Consider the following 14,796-nt stretch of genomic DNA (forward strand, 5'->3'; position numbering starts at 1 on the left):
CCGCAAGGGTAAAGAAAATCTTAAGCCGTTCTTCCGAATCCGCTTTTTCTGCGCCGGTGCCTGCGGATCATCGGGCTGGATCGAATTTCCACGCGTCTGCAGGCTCATGCGGTGCCTCCCCGCATGCGCAAAACGAAAGTCGCGGGGCAGTGATTGCACCCATGCTGCAGTGCTTCGGCACGATGCTTCTGAGCCTCAAACGAATGTGGCGCGGGACCAGCCCGCGCCACATTGATTGTCTTAAACGTTTTGTCGGGCGATCAGCCCTTCAAAATACGCTCAACGATATCGCTGACATCGGTCGAAAGGTTGCCGGCGGCCTCGATGGCCGTCAGGGCAGAACGGGCATGCTCTGCCCGGACCGGCTCCAGCAGGCGCCAGGAGCGCAAGGCTGTCAGCAGACGGGCGGCCAGTTGCGGGTTGCGCGGGTCGATGTCGAGGATCTGCTCGGCGAAGAACTGGTAGGCCTTGCCGTCGGCGCGGTTGAAACCGGTCGGGTTGGAAAAGGCAAAGGTGCCGATCAGCGAGCGGACGCGGTTCGGATTGCTGGCGATGAAGTGCGGGTTCTTCATCAGGTCCTGCACCCGCCCGAGGGCCGCGGACCCCGGGATGGTGGCCTGGATCGCGAACCACTTGTCCAGCACCAGCGCATTGCTGGCGAAACGCTGTTCGAAGCTCGCCAAGGCAGTCTTGCTCTCGGCGGCATCGGGGAAGCGATGGGCCAGCACGGTCAAAGCCTGCGAAAGGTCGGTCATGTTATCGGCCTTGGCGAAGGCTTCGGCGGCGAGAGCAGGGCTGTTTTCTGCCTGCGTCAGGAAAGACAGGGCGGCGTTCTTCAATGCCCGGCGACCGGCACCTGCGGCATCCGGTGTAAACGCGCCTGTGGCCGAATGCGTGGCGTACAGCGTGCGGAAGATCTCGACGCCCGATTGGGCAATCGCTGCCATTACGGCCTGGCGACCGGCATGGATCGCGTCCGGATCGTTGTTGCTGCCGAGTTCACGGGCGATGTCTGCTTCGCTTGGCAAAGCGAGCGCCTGGGCGCGGAAGGCCGGCTCCAGGCTTTCGTCGGCAGCGATGGCCAGAAGCGCGTCGGTCAGGGCTGCATCGGCGAGGACCTCGCCACCGCTGCGTGCCGCATTGGCGGCAGCCGTCAGGATCGGCAAGGCGAGGTCGGTAATGGCCTGCCAGCGGGCGAAGAGGTCGCTGTCATGGCGGGCGACATGGGACAGATCATCCTTGCTCTGGTCGAAATGCAGCGTGACCGGGGCGGAAAAGCCGCGGTTGAGCGACACGACCGGGCGCGCGCCGATGCCGGAGAAGGTGAAGGTCTGGCTGCGTTCGGTCAGATGCAAAACGTCGCCCGACACTTCGCCGCCGGCAATCGCGGTTGCCGTTGCCTCAGCGCCATTCTCGGTCAGAAGCGAGAAACGCAGCGGAATGTGCATCGGCTCCTTGGCCGTCTGGCCAGGCGTTGCCGCGACCATCTGCTCAAGCGACAGCGACAAGGTCTTGGCGGCCGCATCGAAGGTCGAGGACACGGTGATCTGCGGCGTGCCGGCCTGATGATACCACAGCGAGAACTGGGTGAGATCGCGGCCGCTGGCTTCCTCGAAGCACTTGACGAAATCCTCGACCGTTGCGGCATCGCCGTCATGGCGCTCGAAATAGAGATCCATGCCCTTCTTGAAATCGTCGCGGCCGAGAATGGTCGCGATCATCCGGGTCACTTCCGAACCCTTTTCATAGACGGTCGTGGTGTAGAAGTTGTTGATCTCGCGGAAGGTCGTCGGGCGGACTGGATGGGCGAGCGGACCTGCATCTTCCGGGAACTGCTCCGAGCGCAGGTGACGCACTTCCGCAATGCGCTTGACCGAGCGCGAGCGCTGGTCGGCGGAAAATTCGTGGTCGCGGTAGACCGTCAGGCCTTCCTTCAGGCACAGCTGGAACCAGTCGCGGCAGGTGATCCGGTTGCCGGTCCAGTTGTGGAAATATTCGTGGGCGATGATCGCCTCGATATTGGCATAGTCCTGGTCGGTCGCCGTTTCCGGGTCGGCCAGTACATATTTGTCGTTGAAGATGTTGAGGCCCTTGTTCTCCATGGCGCCCATGTTGAAGTCGGAGACGGCCACGATCATGAAGATGTCGAGGTCGTATTCGCGGCCGAAAACCTCTTCGTCCCATTTCATCGAGCGCTTCAGTGCGTCCATGGCATAGGCGGCACGCGCTTCCTTGCCGTGTTCGACATAGATCTTCAGCGTGACTTCGCGGTCCGACATCGTCGTGAACGTGTCTTCAACCACGCCGAGATCACCGGCGACCAGCGCAAACAGATAGCTCGGCTTCGGATGCGGATCGAACCAGGCGGCGAAATGTTTGTCCGGGCCGAAGCCAGCGCCGCCGAGGAAATTGCCGTTCGAGAGCAGCTGCGGGTTGGCGGCCTTGTCGGCGATGATATTGACCGTGTAGACGGCCAGAACGTCCGGGCGATCGGGGAAATAGGTGATGCGGCGGAAGCCTTCGGCTTCGCACTGCGTGCAATAGATGCCGTTCGACCGATAGAGGCCCATCAACTGGGTATTGGCCTCAGGGTTGATCATCGTGGTGATGGTGATCTCGAAGGGCGTTTCGGCCGGCAGGCCGCGGATGGTCAGGCTTTCCGGCGTTGCCGTGTAGCGATCCTTGTCCATCTCGACCTGGTCGAACAGCAGGCTGGTCATGGTCAGATCGTCGCCGTCAAGCACCAGCGGTGCCGAGGCATCGACGCCTTCGCGCCGGTGGAAGATCAACCGGGCTTCCACCTTGGTATCCGTAGGGTCCAGCTCGAAGGTCAGATCAACCCGTTCCAGAACGAAATCAGTGGGGCGGTAGTCTGCCAGATGAACGATCCGGCCCGTGTCTGTGCGCATGTTTTGTCCTGGTCGCTTCGAGGCTAGGCCGGAACGAGGCAAGGTTTTCCCGCACCTCTCCAGGCCAAATCGAGGGCGATGATTGCATCAATTTCTGAACGATTGTTAAAACACGATACAATTTATCGTGCGAATGACCGATAAAGGTCAGGCTTGAACGTGGCAAAACAGCACGGCCGAATAGAATAGCGATCGATGTGTCGCCTGTTCATCTTCACAGCGCTGCGTATTCCCGCTCTACTTCAGCGACAATTGACTGCGGATCGCATCATCGCTGTCGCATTGCTGGATAATCACGCCATACCAGCCGAGCCCGTCGTAATCCTCATAGCCGAGCGTCCGGGCAAACGCGACGATCGCGCCGTTGTTGTCATAGTAACTGCCACGCATGGCGCGCTGCGGATTGTGCAGGGCGAAATGGGTATAGGCACGCTGCGGCCGGCTCGAGGCAATGACCATGTTATTGCCGTCGAGCAGCAGGACCTCGGTCTTTTCCGCCACCTGCGGCGGCAGGTTTGCCTCCTTTTCGACGATGGCCGTGCCCTGGCCCTGCCAGTCGAAATAGACGCCGAGCGTGCCGAGCAAGGCGCCGTCGCTGCGGCCGCCTTCGCGAATCCCTGTCGCATAGACCAGCACGTCGCGATCATCATGCAGCGGGCTGCGCCGGACTTCGTCGACGACATAATCGTCACCGCTCCTGCATTCGCGCGCCGCCTTGAACCAAGCGTCCGAGCCCAGATGGCTGTCCTTTGTCTTGCGCTGGTATTTCGGATTGGCCGAGGCGACGACACGCCCCGTGGTATCGGTCATCACCAGGTCGAGATAGACGGTATAAAAGCGGTTGATCACGCCGAGCCTCCCGGCGGCATGGGAGAAAGCTGCGGAAGAGGGGTCCGAGAGTGCGCCCCAGAGCGCCGAATCGGTTGCCCACCAGCGCACATCTGCGGTGCGCTCGAACAGGTTGCGGACGATGAATTGCACCAGCGTCTGGGCAAGGTCGATGAGCCGCACGCCCTCCATTTCCGCAACCAGCGCGTCGGCCATGGACCGGCCGAGACCGATACGGGTCAGCACGTTTTCCTGGAAACGATCGGCGATATCGGCGGCGCCCTGGGCCAGGCGCTGGACTTCATTGGCAACGACGGCAAAGCCCTTGCCGCTTTCTCCGGCCCGCGCCGCCTCGATGAGTGCATTGATCGCCAGCAGCCGGATCTGCCGGACCACATGGGTGTTATCGGCGCTGAACTGTTCCAGATCCGAACCGATACTGTCGGTGATCAGCCGCATCGACCGGGGGGTGGCAAGTTCGGCAGCGAAGGAGGCTGACTTGGCAACTGTCTGGGTCATGGCAACATCCGGTGTGAAAAGAAACCGATTAAATGTTCAGTCGCGCGCAAATCGCGCTTGGCGGGCAAAACTCGCCCTGCAAGGAAAGATAATTAATTCGGATTAAAATATCGGTTAAGGAAATCGGGCGAGGAAACCCGGGTTTCAAGCCATTTTTGGGTTTAATCTGGTTAATTTGCGGCTTGTCTGTCGACAAATGAAGTGCAAGGTTGAACGCAGCGATTCATCCAGGGACAGTTCCCGTCACAAAGCCTTCCGGTCGCCGTTCTCCGCCGCCCCGAATTTCGATCGATACGTTAGTAAGAGCATCATGGCATTTGCCGACCCTGATCCGCTTCGCGGCATTATCCTGAAAATCTGTTCCGTCACCGTCTTCGTCGGCATGCAAACCTGCATCAAGCTTGCAGGTACAGGCATTCCGGCAGGCCAGATCAGCTTCCATCGGTCCGCCTTCGCCATACTGCCGATCCTGCTCTATCTCGGCTGGCGCGGTGAATTGCGCCAGGCGCTGCAGACCGACAACCCGTTCGGCCATGTCAAGCGCGCGCTTCTCGGCGTGTTTGCCATGGGCGCAGGCTTCTACGGCCTGGTGCATCTGCCGCTGCCGGATTCGATCGCCATCGGTTATGCCATGCCGCTGATTGCCGTTGTGTTTGCCGCGATCTTTCTCGGCGAAACGGTTCGGCTTTACCGCTGGACGGCGGTCGTGGTCGGCATGGTCGGGGTGCTGATCATATCGCTGCCGAAACTGAGCCTGTTTGGTGACAGCAGCATGGGATCGGAGCAGGCCTTCGGGGCGATTGCCGTTCTGGTCGCCGCAATGTTGGGCGCTGCCGCGATGCTGCAGGTGCGCCAACTGGTGCGGGTGGAAAAGACATCAACGATCGTGCTGTTCTTTTCGGTCATCGCCGCATTGCTGTCGGCCTGCACCTGGTTCTTCGGCTGGGCCGAGCTGTCCTGGACCGCTCTTGGCCTCCTGGCGATTGCCGGTTTCTGCGGCGGTCTGGGGCAGATCCTGCTGACCGAGAGCTATCGTTTTGCCGATGTCTCGACAATCGCTCCGTTCGAATACTGTTCGATCATCATGGGCTCGGTGATTGCCTATATCCTGTTCGACGATGTCCCGACATCGACGACGCTGATCGGGGCTGCGATCGTTGTCGGCGCCGGGATCTTCATCATCTTCCGCGAGCACCGGCTCGGCCTTGAGCGCCGCGCGGCACGCAAGGCCTCGACCCCGCAGGGCTGATCGGCCTGTGTTTCAGCGCGGCCTTTCGTCCGGGTCCGGCGTGTTCGGCGAACCGGTGACGTCGGTGCCCTGCATCGGCAGGGCCACGGCGAGGAAGTCGGTCTTGTCGGCCTGGTTGCCGCTGTCTGGCCGGCGTGAAATGCGCCAGCCGGCATAGCTCGCATAGAGCGCAAAGGCGGTTGCCAGGAACCAGATGAGAGCGCCCGGTCCAAGCCATTGCATCAGCGAACCTGCCATCACCGGTCCAGTGACGGTGCCGAGGCCATAGAGGATCATGATTGCGCTCGACAGCGTCACATATTCATCCGGTTCGGCCAGGTCATTGGCATGGGCGACATTGAGCGAATAGACCGGATAGAGAACGGTGCCGATGAAGAAACCGGCGATATAGACCGCGACCGCATTGTCGGCATCGAACATCGTCATCATCAGGCAGGCCAGAACGCCGAAGATGCCGGCACCGATCATCACCAGTCGACGATCGATCCGGTCCGAGAGCCGGCCGATCGGCACCTGCGATATCGCGCCGCCAGCGAGCAGGGCGGCGAGCAGCGTCGCGCCTTCGGTGGTGTTCATGCCGATATTCTGCGAATAGACGCCGCCAAGGCTGCCCCAGGTGCCCGAGAGGGCGCCGGAGAGCAGCGAGCCGAAGAAGGCGAGCGGCGAGCGGCGATAGAGCCGCTTCAGGTCGAACTTGGCCTCGGCGATCGGGGTGGGCGACTGGGCGGTCGACAGCGCCACAGGAAACAGCGCCAGCGAGAAGATCAGAGCGCAGACCATGAACAGTTCCGGCCCGTCCGGATTGCCGAGAGGCACGATATACTGGCCGCCGATCGAGCCGACGAGGCAGGTGACCATGTAGACCGAAAACAGGGCGCCGCGATTGGCATTGTTGACCCGTTCGTTCAGCCAGCTCTCGATCAGCAGATAGGCGCCGGCAATGGCAAATCCGGACAGTCCGCGGAAGATCATCCAGGCCCACCATTCGACCACCAGCGCGCAGAGCAGGATGGAGACGGTGAGCAGGGTGATGAGCGCCCCGAACACCCGCACATGCCCGACCCGGCGCACGAAGATCGGCGTGACGATGCAAGACACCGTGAAGCCGAAGGTGTAGCCCGTGGCGATGACGGAAATGGTGAAGGTGGACCAGCCCTCGCTGATCGAGCGGATCGGCAGCATGAACCCCATCAGGCCGAAACCCGCCATCATCAGCAGGGTCGAGAACATCAGGGTGGTGATCGAAGCGAGGCTATTGAGCAATGGGATACCTATCGCATCATGGAAAACGAACTCTGCCAATATTCGGTCTTGCGTGAACTGTCGATTGCGACGTGTTGCGACGCAAAGCCTCTACGTCGTTTCACGTATTGTCATAAGGGCCTGGGAATAATTGATTGAAAAGCCGATACGATTTCATTTACGATACTATAAATTCCCAGAGGGTGGACTTCACTTGCGGGAAATTCTGTAGAGCCGAAGGGGTTCCATGCGTTTCGAACAAACTCCAATGCTCCGGCGCGCGGTTCCTTGCGGAACCATGATCCTTGCATTGTGCCGAAATGGTTCGCGCGGGGACAGGCTGGGCCGATTGCATGGCGGACGAGCCCGTGAAGCGTCGGCGGTCGGAGATTGCCGATGGCTTTGAAGGTTGACGACGTTACCGGCCATCCCGGTTTTATCGAAGCGTTGCAGGTGTTCGCCGCTACGCTTCGCGCCCAGTTTGATGAAAGCCCGCGCCTGTCTCGCATGCTGGCCTCGCATCAGCGCTGGCTGTTGAGTCAGGCCGCTTTCGCCCTGCAGCTGGAATACGACCCCAACCAGCCCGGCAGCGGGCTGACGACAACGAACCTGCGCGAGATCATCACCTCCAGCAATGCGGCGAGCCGCAACACAGTGCTGAACTTCCTCGACCAGCTGCTCAGCTATCGCTTCCTGCGCATTGCCGGAGAAAGCAACCGACGTCCGCGCCGCTATGAGGCAACCGAGGTTTCCTATGCGGCAATGTATCGCTGGGTGCTGGCCAATCTGTCGGTCCTCGATCGCCTCGACGGCGCGGGGCGTGTGGCACGCGTCATGGACGAGCCGACACTGATGCATCGTATCCAGCCGCAGATCGCCAGACGGGCCTGCCTTGATCCGCGCTGGCTTGAGCCGCCACCCCGCGTGGCGCTGTTTCTCTGGACCGAGGCTGGCGGTCTGGTCATGGACGATCTGATCCGCCGGGCGATCGAATTGTCTCCCGGCACCGAGGGTTATGACATCGGTCGCATCGATGCCCGCCAGATGGCCGAACAATTCATGATCTCAAGAACGCATCTTCAGCGTCTTCTGCGCCGCGCGGTCGACACCGGTTGCCTCGCGTGGTCGGACAAGGCGAAGAGCCGGTATCTGCTCAACGCAGACTTTCTCGCCGAATATTGTGGCTGGCAAGCGGTCAAGTTCTCGATCGTCGACCACGCCTACGAAATGATTTGTGGACCAGTCTGCGTGGCAAAGCCTGAGCCGCAACTGATGGCGGTCGGCGAAGGGTAAGCCCCAGGCGCAGGTTCGCCGACTTGCTTGCACAGCCTGGCAGTTGCGTCAGCGGCCCGGTTTTATGCCTTGGCTGTCCTGAACGGTCGGATCTATCAGAAGGCCAGCGGCTGAACCGCCGGACGTTCACCACGCGACAGCGCGGCCTGACGCTGGCGGGCGGCATGGGAATATTCGGCCGAGGCGTTGACCGCGTGGCCGATCTGATGGACGACCTGGCGCAGGCTGCGGACGGGATGGAACGAAAGGGTCATGGCTAGTCCTCTGCTGTGAACGCATATCAGCTTCAATGCCTATATTAGTTCATGGCTGAACCGTTTGTGCAATGCACAAATCGGTGACCCTGCCATGCATCCTGCGCAGACATGGGGCACCGGGCGCAAATGCGCTTCCTGCAATGTAGAATGATGGGGATTGACGCGAAGTCGGCTGAGGATCAAACGCCTTTCGGCGTGATCGGCGTGATCGGCGTGATCGGCGTGTCAGATCTGACGCGCGGCATAGTTATCGGCGACGGTGCCAGAAGGTTCAGGCGCGGAAGTCGGCAAACACGGTGGACGGGCGGGCGATGCGGCCGTTGGCGTCGGTGAACCGGGCGCTCAGTTGCTCGCAGGCGGCAAGCGCTGCACCGCGGTGATAGGGGTTGCTTGTCCGTGCATATTCTCCGGCGAGACGCACGGTTTCAAACTTGCAATGGATCGGGCGTGTGCGAAGGCTCACGGTGAAATTCCTTGTTAAGCACGTCCTCCCTTTCGATATCAGATATCGCAGTGCAGCATGGATTCGGCAAGATCACAAAGTGCGTTGCTGCATTGCGTTAAACGCATGGCTTATTTCATATTTCTTTAATAATGGCGCTTTTTTAATCAGCGTCGCCGGTATTCATCCGTGCGGAAAACGCCAAAAGATCCTGCCAGGCCAATGCCTTGCTGGCCGGCGCGGTCAACAGCTCCTGCGGATGCAGGGTTGCCATGGATTGAACCGCATGGCCGCCGGCGCCGAGTGAGCGCCACTGGCCGCGCAGCGCATGGATCGTGCCGCTCTCGCCAAAGAAGAATCGCGCGGCAAAATTTCCGAGCACCAGAACCTGTTTCGGCGCGGCGAGCGCGATCTGTCGTTCGATGAACGGCCGGCAGATCGCACATTCCGGCACGGATGGCATGCGGTCTCCGGGTGGCCGCCACGGGATGATTGTGGAGATCGTCACTGTCTCGCGGGTCTGGCCGATGGCGGCGAGCATGCGGTCGAGCAGCAGCCCCGCACGGCCGGAAAAGGCCTGTCCCTCGCGGTCGTCATCGGCATTGGGCATCGGTCCGATCAGCATGATCCCGGATGCGGCTCCGCCGGTTGCCGAGATGGTCGAGCGGGCGCTGGTTTTGAGGTTGCAGCTGGCAAAGCTTTCGATCGCCGTCTTCAATTCCGTGAGCGAACGCGCGCTTTCAGCGGCAAAGCGGGCTTCCGCCACGGCGTTTTCGTCGGGAATGGCGGGCAGGGCGGAGGACAGCGAGGGTGCTGGCCGCGCCGCCTGGCGTTCGTTGGATGACGTGCCGCGCTGCGTCTGCGCAGATGCGGCCGCCTGCGGCTCCGGCACCGCCCGGGCTGCCTGGCGCGCCGTTTTCTCCGCGGCAAAGGCGGCAATCCTGTCGATCGGCGCGTCTTCGACCAGCCACTCAACACCCGCTTCCGCATGAAAATGCAAAAGCGCGGCCAGTTCGGCATGCGTCATGTCACGGGCTTGGATCATGGCACTGTTCTAGCCTTGCCCGCCGTTGGAATGCAAACCGATTCCGCCGCCAGAAGCCTGCCAGACGCGATAGCCCTCAGGCTGTCCATTGGCTGATGTCGTCGCGCTCGCCGATCAGCGCCAGACCATGGGCAATCGACACGAGCTCGCCGCCGGTTTCGATCTTGTCGGCGGCGAAGCGCCGCTTGAAGATATCGCGCACGGCCGGCACGAAGGATGTGCCGCCGGTCAGGAAGACCTTGTCGATCTCGCCGGCAGCCGTCTGGGTCTCGGTCAGCAACTGGTCGAGCGCTGTCTCCATGCGTGTCAGGTCCTCGGCGATCCAGCCTTCGAACTCGGCGCGGGTGACACGCTTTTCCCCGGCCTTGCCAAGCGGTGCGAAGCGGAAATCCGCTTCGTCGGCCGATGATAGTGCCATTTTGGTGGCCGACACCGCCTGATAGAGCGGGTAGCCCTCGTCATGTTCGATCAGTTCGATGAACAGCTCGAGTTTGTCCGGCTCGACGGCCTGGCGCACCAGCGACTGCAGATCGGTGAATTCCTTCATCGTCTTGAACACCGACAGCTGGTTCCAGCGCGAAAACGACAGATAGTAGTTGCTCGGTACGTCGAGCAGCTTGCCGAAGCTCTTGAACTGGCTGCCCTTGCCGATTTCGGGCGCCACCAGATGATCGATGATGCGTGCATCGAACTGGTCGCCGGCAATGCCGACGCCGGAATGGCCGATCGGCTTGGCCGACAGCTTGCCGCCATGGGTCTCGAAGCGCACCAGCGAGAAGTCGGTTGTGCCGCCGCCGAAGTCGGCGACAAGGACGGTGGCGTCCTGTTTCAGGTTCTGGGCAAAGTAGAAGGCGGCGGCAACCGGCTCATAGACATAATGGATCTCGGGAAAGCCGAGCCGCGACAGCGCTTCGTTGTAGCGGGTGGTGGCGAGTGCCGGATCGGCGCTGGCGCCGGCAAAATGCACCGGGCGCCCGGCAACCAGCCGTTTCGCGTCGCTCGGCCAGCCGTCGCCGGCATAGGCTTCGAGGCGCTTGAGGAAAACTTCCATCAGGTCTTCGAACTGGAAGCGCCGCGCATGCACCAGCGTGCCCTGGAACACGGCAGACGCGGCAAAGGTCTTGATCGACTGCAGGAAGCGGCATTCGCCGGGATTGTCGATGAAGGTGCGGATGGCGGCCTGTCCGGCCTCGACTTTCAGCACGCCTGCGCCGAGCTGGCGGTCCTTCAGGAAGGAGAGCGCGGTGCGCATGCTGTCGGACGTGCCGGCCGGCGAGGTATAGCGGATCGAATGGGTCTGCTCGCGGTTTTCAGCCTGCGCGATTACCGTATTGGTCGTGCCGAAATCGAGCCCAAGCGCGTGTGCCATGGCCGCCGCTCCCTTATCATTGTGCTGTCAGAGAATGCCGGTCGGGCCGGCACATGGCCCGGGCGTCTGGCCGGGCACGGGAAAGCGCGCCTGATGCCACAGGGGTGGCTGAAGGGCAAGCGAAAATGCTGCATTGCGAGTGGGCCGGGCCTATCTCAGCCGGGGTCCTGCGATCTACACGCGGTTCGCCTCCGTGACAAACGCGCCTTGTGGCAGTATTCTGGCGTCCATGAAGCGTGATGTCGCTATTGCCCGTCTCAAAGCCGCCGAGCCGCAAATCCGCGCGCACGGGGTGGCAGCCCTGTATCTCTATGGTTCGCATGCGCGCGACGAGGCCCGGCAAGGCAGCGATGTCGATGTCTTTGTCGATCCTGCCAACGATCGGTTTTATGACCTCGAAAACTTCATGGGAGCCTATCGCGATATCCAGCAAGCGCTTGGCGGCAGCGAAATAGGATATGTCACGCGCAATGGTCTCTCGGCTTATATTCGGGCTGCCGTGGAGCGTGAAGCCGTGCGGGTCTTCTGATGTCGGCCTCGAAAGCGCCTTTGCTTCGGTTACGGCATATACGCGATGAGCTCGATTGGATTCTGCCAACGTTCCACGATGTGTCCTTTGAATCTTTTGCCGCAGATATTGTGCAGATAAGGGCAGCCGAAAGAGGGCTGCTGATCATTTCCGAGGCGGCCAAGGCCCTGCCCATCGATATGCTGGATTCCTATCCGCAGATCGAATGGCATGCGGTGCGATCGATCGGCAATCTTCTGCGTCACGAGTACGAGAGGGTTGAACCGCGGACCCTCTGGCGAACAGTGACCGTCAGCTTGCCCAGACTTTCCGTCGTGATCGACAAAATGCTTGCCGATCAGGCAGGATAAGGAGCATCGATGCCGCCGATTTCTAGCGCCGCGGCCGGATGAACAGGAGGGCGGCCACCCCGATGGCTGCGAGAATCGCGCCGCGCAGGATCCAGGGCGTCTGGTTGATCATGAAACTGGAGGCTGGATAGGGGAAGAGGCCGGTTCCCTGGCCGATCCAGATCAGGCCGATCAGGACGGCAAGGACTGAGATGACCTGCAACACGATACGAATGACGGCCATGACGTGGTTCTCCGGAACAAGAGGGGCCGGACAAGCATAGCAATGACGTGACAAAGGCGCCAGAGCGCCGAATTTCGCCTGCCGGCGCGACAATGATGCAGGCGACAGGTGCCCGTCGAACACATCGAACTCAGTGGGTTTTCAGCGAAGGCGGGCACCGGCTGCGCCATGTCCGCCTCTGCCGTAGATGCCGTCAGTTCGATTTCGCCGCGCCACCATCGACGCGCAACATCGTGCCGGTGATGTAGCTTGCCTGGGCCGAGCAGAGGAACGCTCCGGCCGCGCCGAATTCCTCGACGGTGCCGAGCCTCTGTGCCGGGATCGACTTGACCGAGGCGGAGCGGATCTCCTCCAGCGACTTGCCGCTGCGCTTGGCATTGGCGCCGTCGAGTTCGTCGATGCGGTCGGTATGGATGCGGCCGGGCAGGATCATGTTGGCGGTGACGCCATAAGACGCGACTTCCGACGAGAGCGTCTTGTTCCAGCCGACCAGTGCGCCACGCAACGTGTTGGACAGTGCAAGGTTCGGGATCGGTTCGAAGACGCCGGACGAGGCGACGGTGAGGATGCGGCCGAAGCCTTGCGTCTTCATCAGCGGCACCAGCGCATTGGTCAGCGTGATGACGCGCACCACCATCGACTGGAAGAAGTTGTAGAGTTTTTCCGCATCCATGTCCTCGACAGTCCCGGGCGTCGGGCCGCCGGTATTGTTGACCAGGATGTCGATGCCGCCGAGCTTGTGATGCACGGCCGAAAGCATGGTATCGACGAAATGCGCGTCGGCGAGATCGGCCACGACATAGTCCGCCTTGCCGCCGGCAGCCACGATCGCCGCGACATTGGCCTTGAGCTTTTCTTCCGTGCGGCCGCAGATCAGCACATGCACCCCCTCAGCCGCAAGCGCCTTGGCAATGCCGAGGCCAAGGCCGCGCGAGGCGGCGAGTACGAGGGCGCGTTTACCGGCAATACCGAGATCCATGGCGATGTCCTTGTCTGATGCAAATGTGGTCTAAGGCAAATGTTTCGTGCACAGTCTATCGGGCGATGATGCCGGACGGAAGCCCAACCTCCGTCGGCAACCGTTGATCAGAACGGCACCTTGCCCCGATTGAACAGGCCGCCCGGATCGAGCAAGCTCTTCAACTGCCGCGCCAGCGCCTGTTTTCCGGGATCTGCGTGGGCGAGATAGGCCTGCCGCTTGTCCAGTCCGACGCCGTGTTCGGCAGAAAAACTGCCGCCACAGGCGGTGATGCCGTGATAGACCACGTCTTCGACAAGCTGCTTGGTGTCGGACGGCAGAGGACCGGGCGTGGCCAGCGCGATATGCAGATTGCCGTCGGCGATATGACCGTAGATATAGGCGTCATAGCCGATGCCGATGGATCGCAGTCGGCTGGTGATCTCGACGACATAGCCATCGACGAGCGTCGGCGGCAGGGAGACGTCGAAGGACGGCGCCTGCGGAAAAGCTGAAAAATAGAAGCCGGAGTCTTCGCGCAGGTCCCAGAACCGCCGCGCCTGCTCCGACGATTGGGCGACGATTGCGCCCTTGATATCCGCCTCGTCCCAGATTGCCGCGAGTTCGTCTTCGAGACGCGTGGTCGCGTGGTCCGCGCTCTGCGCCGAAATCTCGACCAGGAGCACGGCAGCGTCGTCTTCGAGCCATGACAGGTCGAAGCCTTTCAGCGCCGCATGGTCGCGCAGATAACGCGGCCACATCATTTCCGCGGCCTCGAGCACCAGCGCGCCGTGTCGCCTGAGGCGCGCCGCGACCTGCAGCGCCCGGCCGGCATCCGCCACGCCGAGCAGGGCGACGGCGCGATGGGGGCGCAGAGGTTCGACCTTCATCACTACTTTCGTGACGAAACCGAATGCGCCTTCGCCGCCGATGAACAACTGCTTGAGGTCCGGTCCGGCCGATACCTTGACCACGCGCGTCATGTCGCTGAACAGCGCGCCGGAAGGAAGAACAGCCTCGAGCCCGAGGATCTGGTGGCGCATCACGCCGTTGCGGAAGGCGAGGATGCCGCCGGCATTGGTCGACACCATGCCGCCGATCGTGGCACTGCCGCGTGAGCCGAGGTCGATACCGGTGGTCAGGCCATGCGGCGCGAGTGCGGCCTGCAGAGCTTCGAGCGTCACGCCGGCCTCTACCTCCACCGTCTCCTCCTCCAGATGAACGGCGATGATCCGGTTGAGCCGGATCGAGGACAGGATCACCTGGCCTGCATCGCTCACGCCTCCGCCGACCAATCCGCTGAGGCCGCCCTGAGGCACGATCGAAACGCCGTTTTGGCGACACCAGTCGATGAGCGCCATGACGGCAGCCGTGGTTGCGGGCTGTGCAACCACGCCAGCGCCGAGATTGTCCTCATGCTCTCCCGGATGGCGACCGGCCAGGGCATCGGGTCCGATGAGCCGCAGATCTGGATGGAAGGTCGCCAGCGAACCGGCGATCTGGAGCGGGGTGGGAATCTGCGGCATTGTGGGTATCCGGACTTGCGTTGCCCGCTTCTTGCCGTGAAAATCCCGCCGTCGCAA

At 61.7% G+C, this 14,796-nt stretch carries 14 protein-coding genes; 4 read left to right on the forward strand and 10 right to left on the reverse strand.

The annotated features are described in order from the left end of the window. Window positions 1–260: 260 nt before the first annotated feature. Together pepN and LQ231_RS08595 are read right to left on the reverse strand one after the other, a co-directional pair. Window positions 261–2,909, reverse strand: a complete 2,649-nt coding sequence (pepN, locus tag LQ231_RS08590) for an aminopeptidase N (RefSeq protein WP_230171032.1) — start codon at window positions 2,907–2,909, stop codon at window positions 261–263. A gap of 237 nt (window positions 2,910–3,146) precedes the next feature. Further along, window positions 3,147–4,256: a methyl-accepting chemotaxis protein gene (locus tag LQ231_RS08595; protein WP_230171033.1), complete on the reverse strand. Its 1,110-nt coding sequence runs from the start codon at window positions 4,254–4,256 to the stop codon at window positions 3,147–3,149. A gap of 310 nt (window positions 4,257–4,566) precedes the next feature. Between LQ231_RS08595 and LQ231_RS08600 the strand changes: the two genes are divergently transcribed. Further along, window positions 4,567–5,505 (forward strand): DMT family transporter, encoded by a 939-nt coding sequence (locus LQ231_RS08600; protein WP_230171034.1) that lies wholly within the window; start codon window positions 4,567–4,569, stop codon window positions 5,503–5,505. 12 nt (window positions 5,506–5,517) lie between these two features. On the opposite strand, the gene LQ231_RS08605 is transcribed toward LQ231_RS08600, so the two are convergent. Beyond that, window positions 5,518–6,768, reverse strand: a complete 1,251-nt coding sequence (locus LQ231_RS08605; protein WP_230173297.1) for an MFS transporter — start codon at window positions 6,766–6,768, stop codon at window positions 5,518–5,520. A gap of 375 nt (window positions 6,769–7,143) precedes the next feature. On the opposite strand from LQ231_RS08605, the gene LQ231_RS08610 reads away from it, so the two are divergent. Further along, window positions 7,144–8,040, forward strand: coding sequence for a hypothetical protein (locus LQ231_RS08610; protein ID WP_230171035.1), 897 nt, complete (start codon window positions 7,144–7,146; stop codon window positions 8,038–8,040). 95 nt (window positions 8,041–8,135) lie between these two features. On the opposite strand, the gene LQ231_RS08615 is transcribed toward LQ231_RS08610, so the two are convergent. The 4 genes from LQ231_RS08615 to LQ231_RS08630 all read right to left on the reverse strand — a co-directional run bounded on the left by LQ231_RS08615 (window position 8,136) and on the right by LQ231_RS08630 (window position 11,153). Then, window positions 8,136–8,294, reverse strand: coding sequence for a hypothetical protein (locus tag LQ231_RS08615; protein WP_162742588.1), 159 nt, complete (start codon window positions 8,292–8,294; stop codon window positions 8,136–8,138). 274 nt (window positions 8,295–8,568) lie between these two features. Beyond that, window positions 8,569–8,760, reverse strand: a complete 192-nt coding sequence (locus LQ231_RS08620; RefSeq protein WP_230171036.1) for a hypothetical protein — start codon at window positions 8,758–8,760, stop codon at window positions 8,569–8,571. Between the two features lie 142 nt (window positions 8,761–8,902). After that, entirely contained in the window at window positions 8,903–9,784 is an 882-nt protein-coding gene (locus tag LQ231_RS08625; protein ID WP_230171037.1) for a uracil-DNA glycosylase family protein, read from the reverse strand. Between the two features lie 76 nt (window positions 9,785–9,860). Then, window positions 9,861–11,153 (reverse strand): Hsp70 family protein, encoded by a 1,293-nt coding sequence (locus tag LQ231_RS08630; protein WP_230171038.1) that lies wholly within the window; start codon window positions 11,151–11,153, stop codon window positions 9,861–9,863. Between the two features lie 229 nt (window positions 11,154–11,382). On the opposite strand from LQ231_RS08630, the gene LQ231_RS08635 reads away from it, so the two are divergent. Together LQ231_RS08635 and LQ231_RS08640 are read left to right on the forward strand one after the other, a co-directional pair. Then, window positions 11,383–11,682, forward strand: a complete 300-nt coding sequence (locus LQ231_RS08635) for a nucleotidyltransferase domain-containing protein (protein WP_159952948.1) — start codon at window positions 11,383–11,385, stop codon at window positions 11,680–11,682. Continuing rightward, entirely contained in the window at window positions 11,682–12,032 is a 351-nt protein-coding gene (locus LQ231_RS08640; protein ID WP_230171039.1) for a HepT-like ribonuclease domain-containing protein, read from the forward strand. Before LQ231_RS08635 ends, LQ231_RS08640 begins: the two co-directional genes overlap by 1 nt. Window positions 12,033–12,054: 22 nt before the next feature. On the opposite strand, the gene LQ231_RS08645 is transcribed toward LQ231_RS08640, so the two are convergent. From LQ231_RS08645 to LQ231_RS08655, 3 genes are all read right to left on the reverse strand, one after another. Then, entirely contained in the window at window positions 12,055–12,255 is a 201-nt protein-coding gene (locus LQ231_RS08645) for a hypothetical protein (protein WP_230171040.1), read from the reverse strand. Between the two features lie 193 nt (window positions 12,256–12,448). Beyond that, complete coding sequence (locus LQ231_RS08650; protein ID WP_230171041.1) at window positions 12,449–13,234, reverse strand: SDR family oxidoreductase; 786 nt, start codon at window positions 13,232–13,234, stop codon at window positions 12,449–12,451. A 107-nt stretch (window positions 13,235–13,341) separates the two neighbouring features. Next, window positions 13,342–14,739: an FAD-binding oxidoreductase gene (locus LQ231_RS08655; RefSeq protein ID WP_230171042.1), complete on the reverse strand. Its 1,398-nt coding sequence runs from the start codon at window positions 14,737–14,739 to the stop codon at window positions 13,342–13,344. Window positions 14,740–14,796 lie beyond the last annotated feature (57 nt).

Origin of the sequence: Rhizobium sp. CECT 9324 (assembly GCF_918741265.1) — a bacterium.
Classification (GTDB): Bacteria; Pseudomonadota; Alphaproteobacteria; order Rhizobiales; family Rhizobiaceae; genus Allorhizobium.

What these genes read in the sequence shown, in the direction of transcription:
- LQ231_RS08630 (WP_230171038.1), bottom strand. Translation starts at nt 11,153, where the DNA reads ATGGCACACGCGCTTGGGCTCGATTTCGGCACGACCAATACGGTAATC.
- LQ231_RS08635 (WP_159952948.1), top strand. Translation starts at nt 11,383, where the DNA reads ATGAAGCGTGATGTCGCTATTGCCCGTCTCAAAGCCGCCGAGCCGCAA.
- LQ231_RS08595 (WP_230171033.1), bottom strand. Translation starts at nt 4,256, where the DNA reads ATGACCCAGACAGTTGCCAAGTCAGCCTCCTTCGCTGCCGAACTTGCC.
- LQ231_RS08645 (WP_230171040.1), bottom strand. Translation starts at nt 12,255, where the DNA reads ATGGCCGTCATTCGTATCGTGTTGCAGGTCATCTCAGTCCTTGCCGTC.
- LQ231_RS08600 (WP_230171034.1), top strand. Translation starts at nt 4,567, where the DNA reads ATGGCATTTGCCGACCCTGATCCGCTTCGCGGCATTATCCTGAAAATC.
- LQ231_RS08615 (WP_162742588.1), bottom strand. Translation starts at nt 8,294, where the DNA reads ATGACCCTTTCGTTCCATCCCGTCCGCAGCCTGCGCCAGGTCGTCCAT.
- LQ231_RS08610 (WP_230171035.1), top strand. Translation starts at nt 7,144, where the DNA reads ATGGCTTTGAAGGTTGACGACGTTACCGGCCATCCCGGTTTTATCGAA.
- LQ231_RS08640 (WP_230171039.1), top strand. Translation starts at nt 11,682, where the DNA reads ATGTCGGCCTCGAAAGCGCCTTTGCTTCGGTTACGGCATATACGCGAT.
- pepN (WP_230171032.1), bottom strand. Translation starts at nt 2,909, where the DNA reads ATGCGCACAGACACGGGCCGGATCGTTCATCTGGCAGACTACCGCCCC.
- LQ231_RS08655 (WP_230171042.1), bottom strand. Translation starts at nt 14,739, where the DNA reads ATGCCGCAGATTCCCACCCCGCTCCAGATCGCCGGTTCGCTGGCGACC.
- LQ231_RS08650 (WP_230171041.1), bottom strand. Translation starts at nt 13,234, where the DNA reads ATGGATCTCGGTATTGCCGGTAAACGCGCCCTCGTACTCGCCGCCTCG.
- LQ231_RS08625 (WP_230171037.1), bottom strand. Translation starts at nt 9,784, where the DNA reads ATGATCCAAGCCCGTGACATGACGCATGCCGAACTGGCCGCGCTTTTG.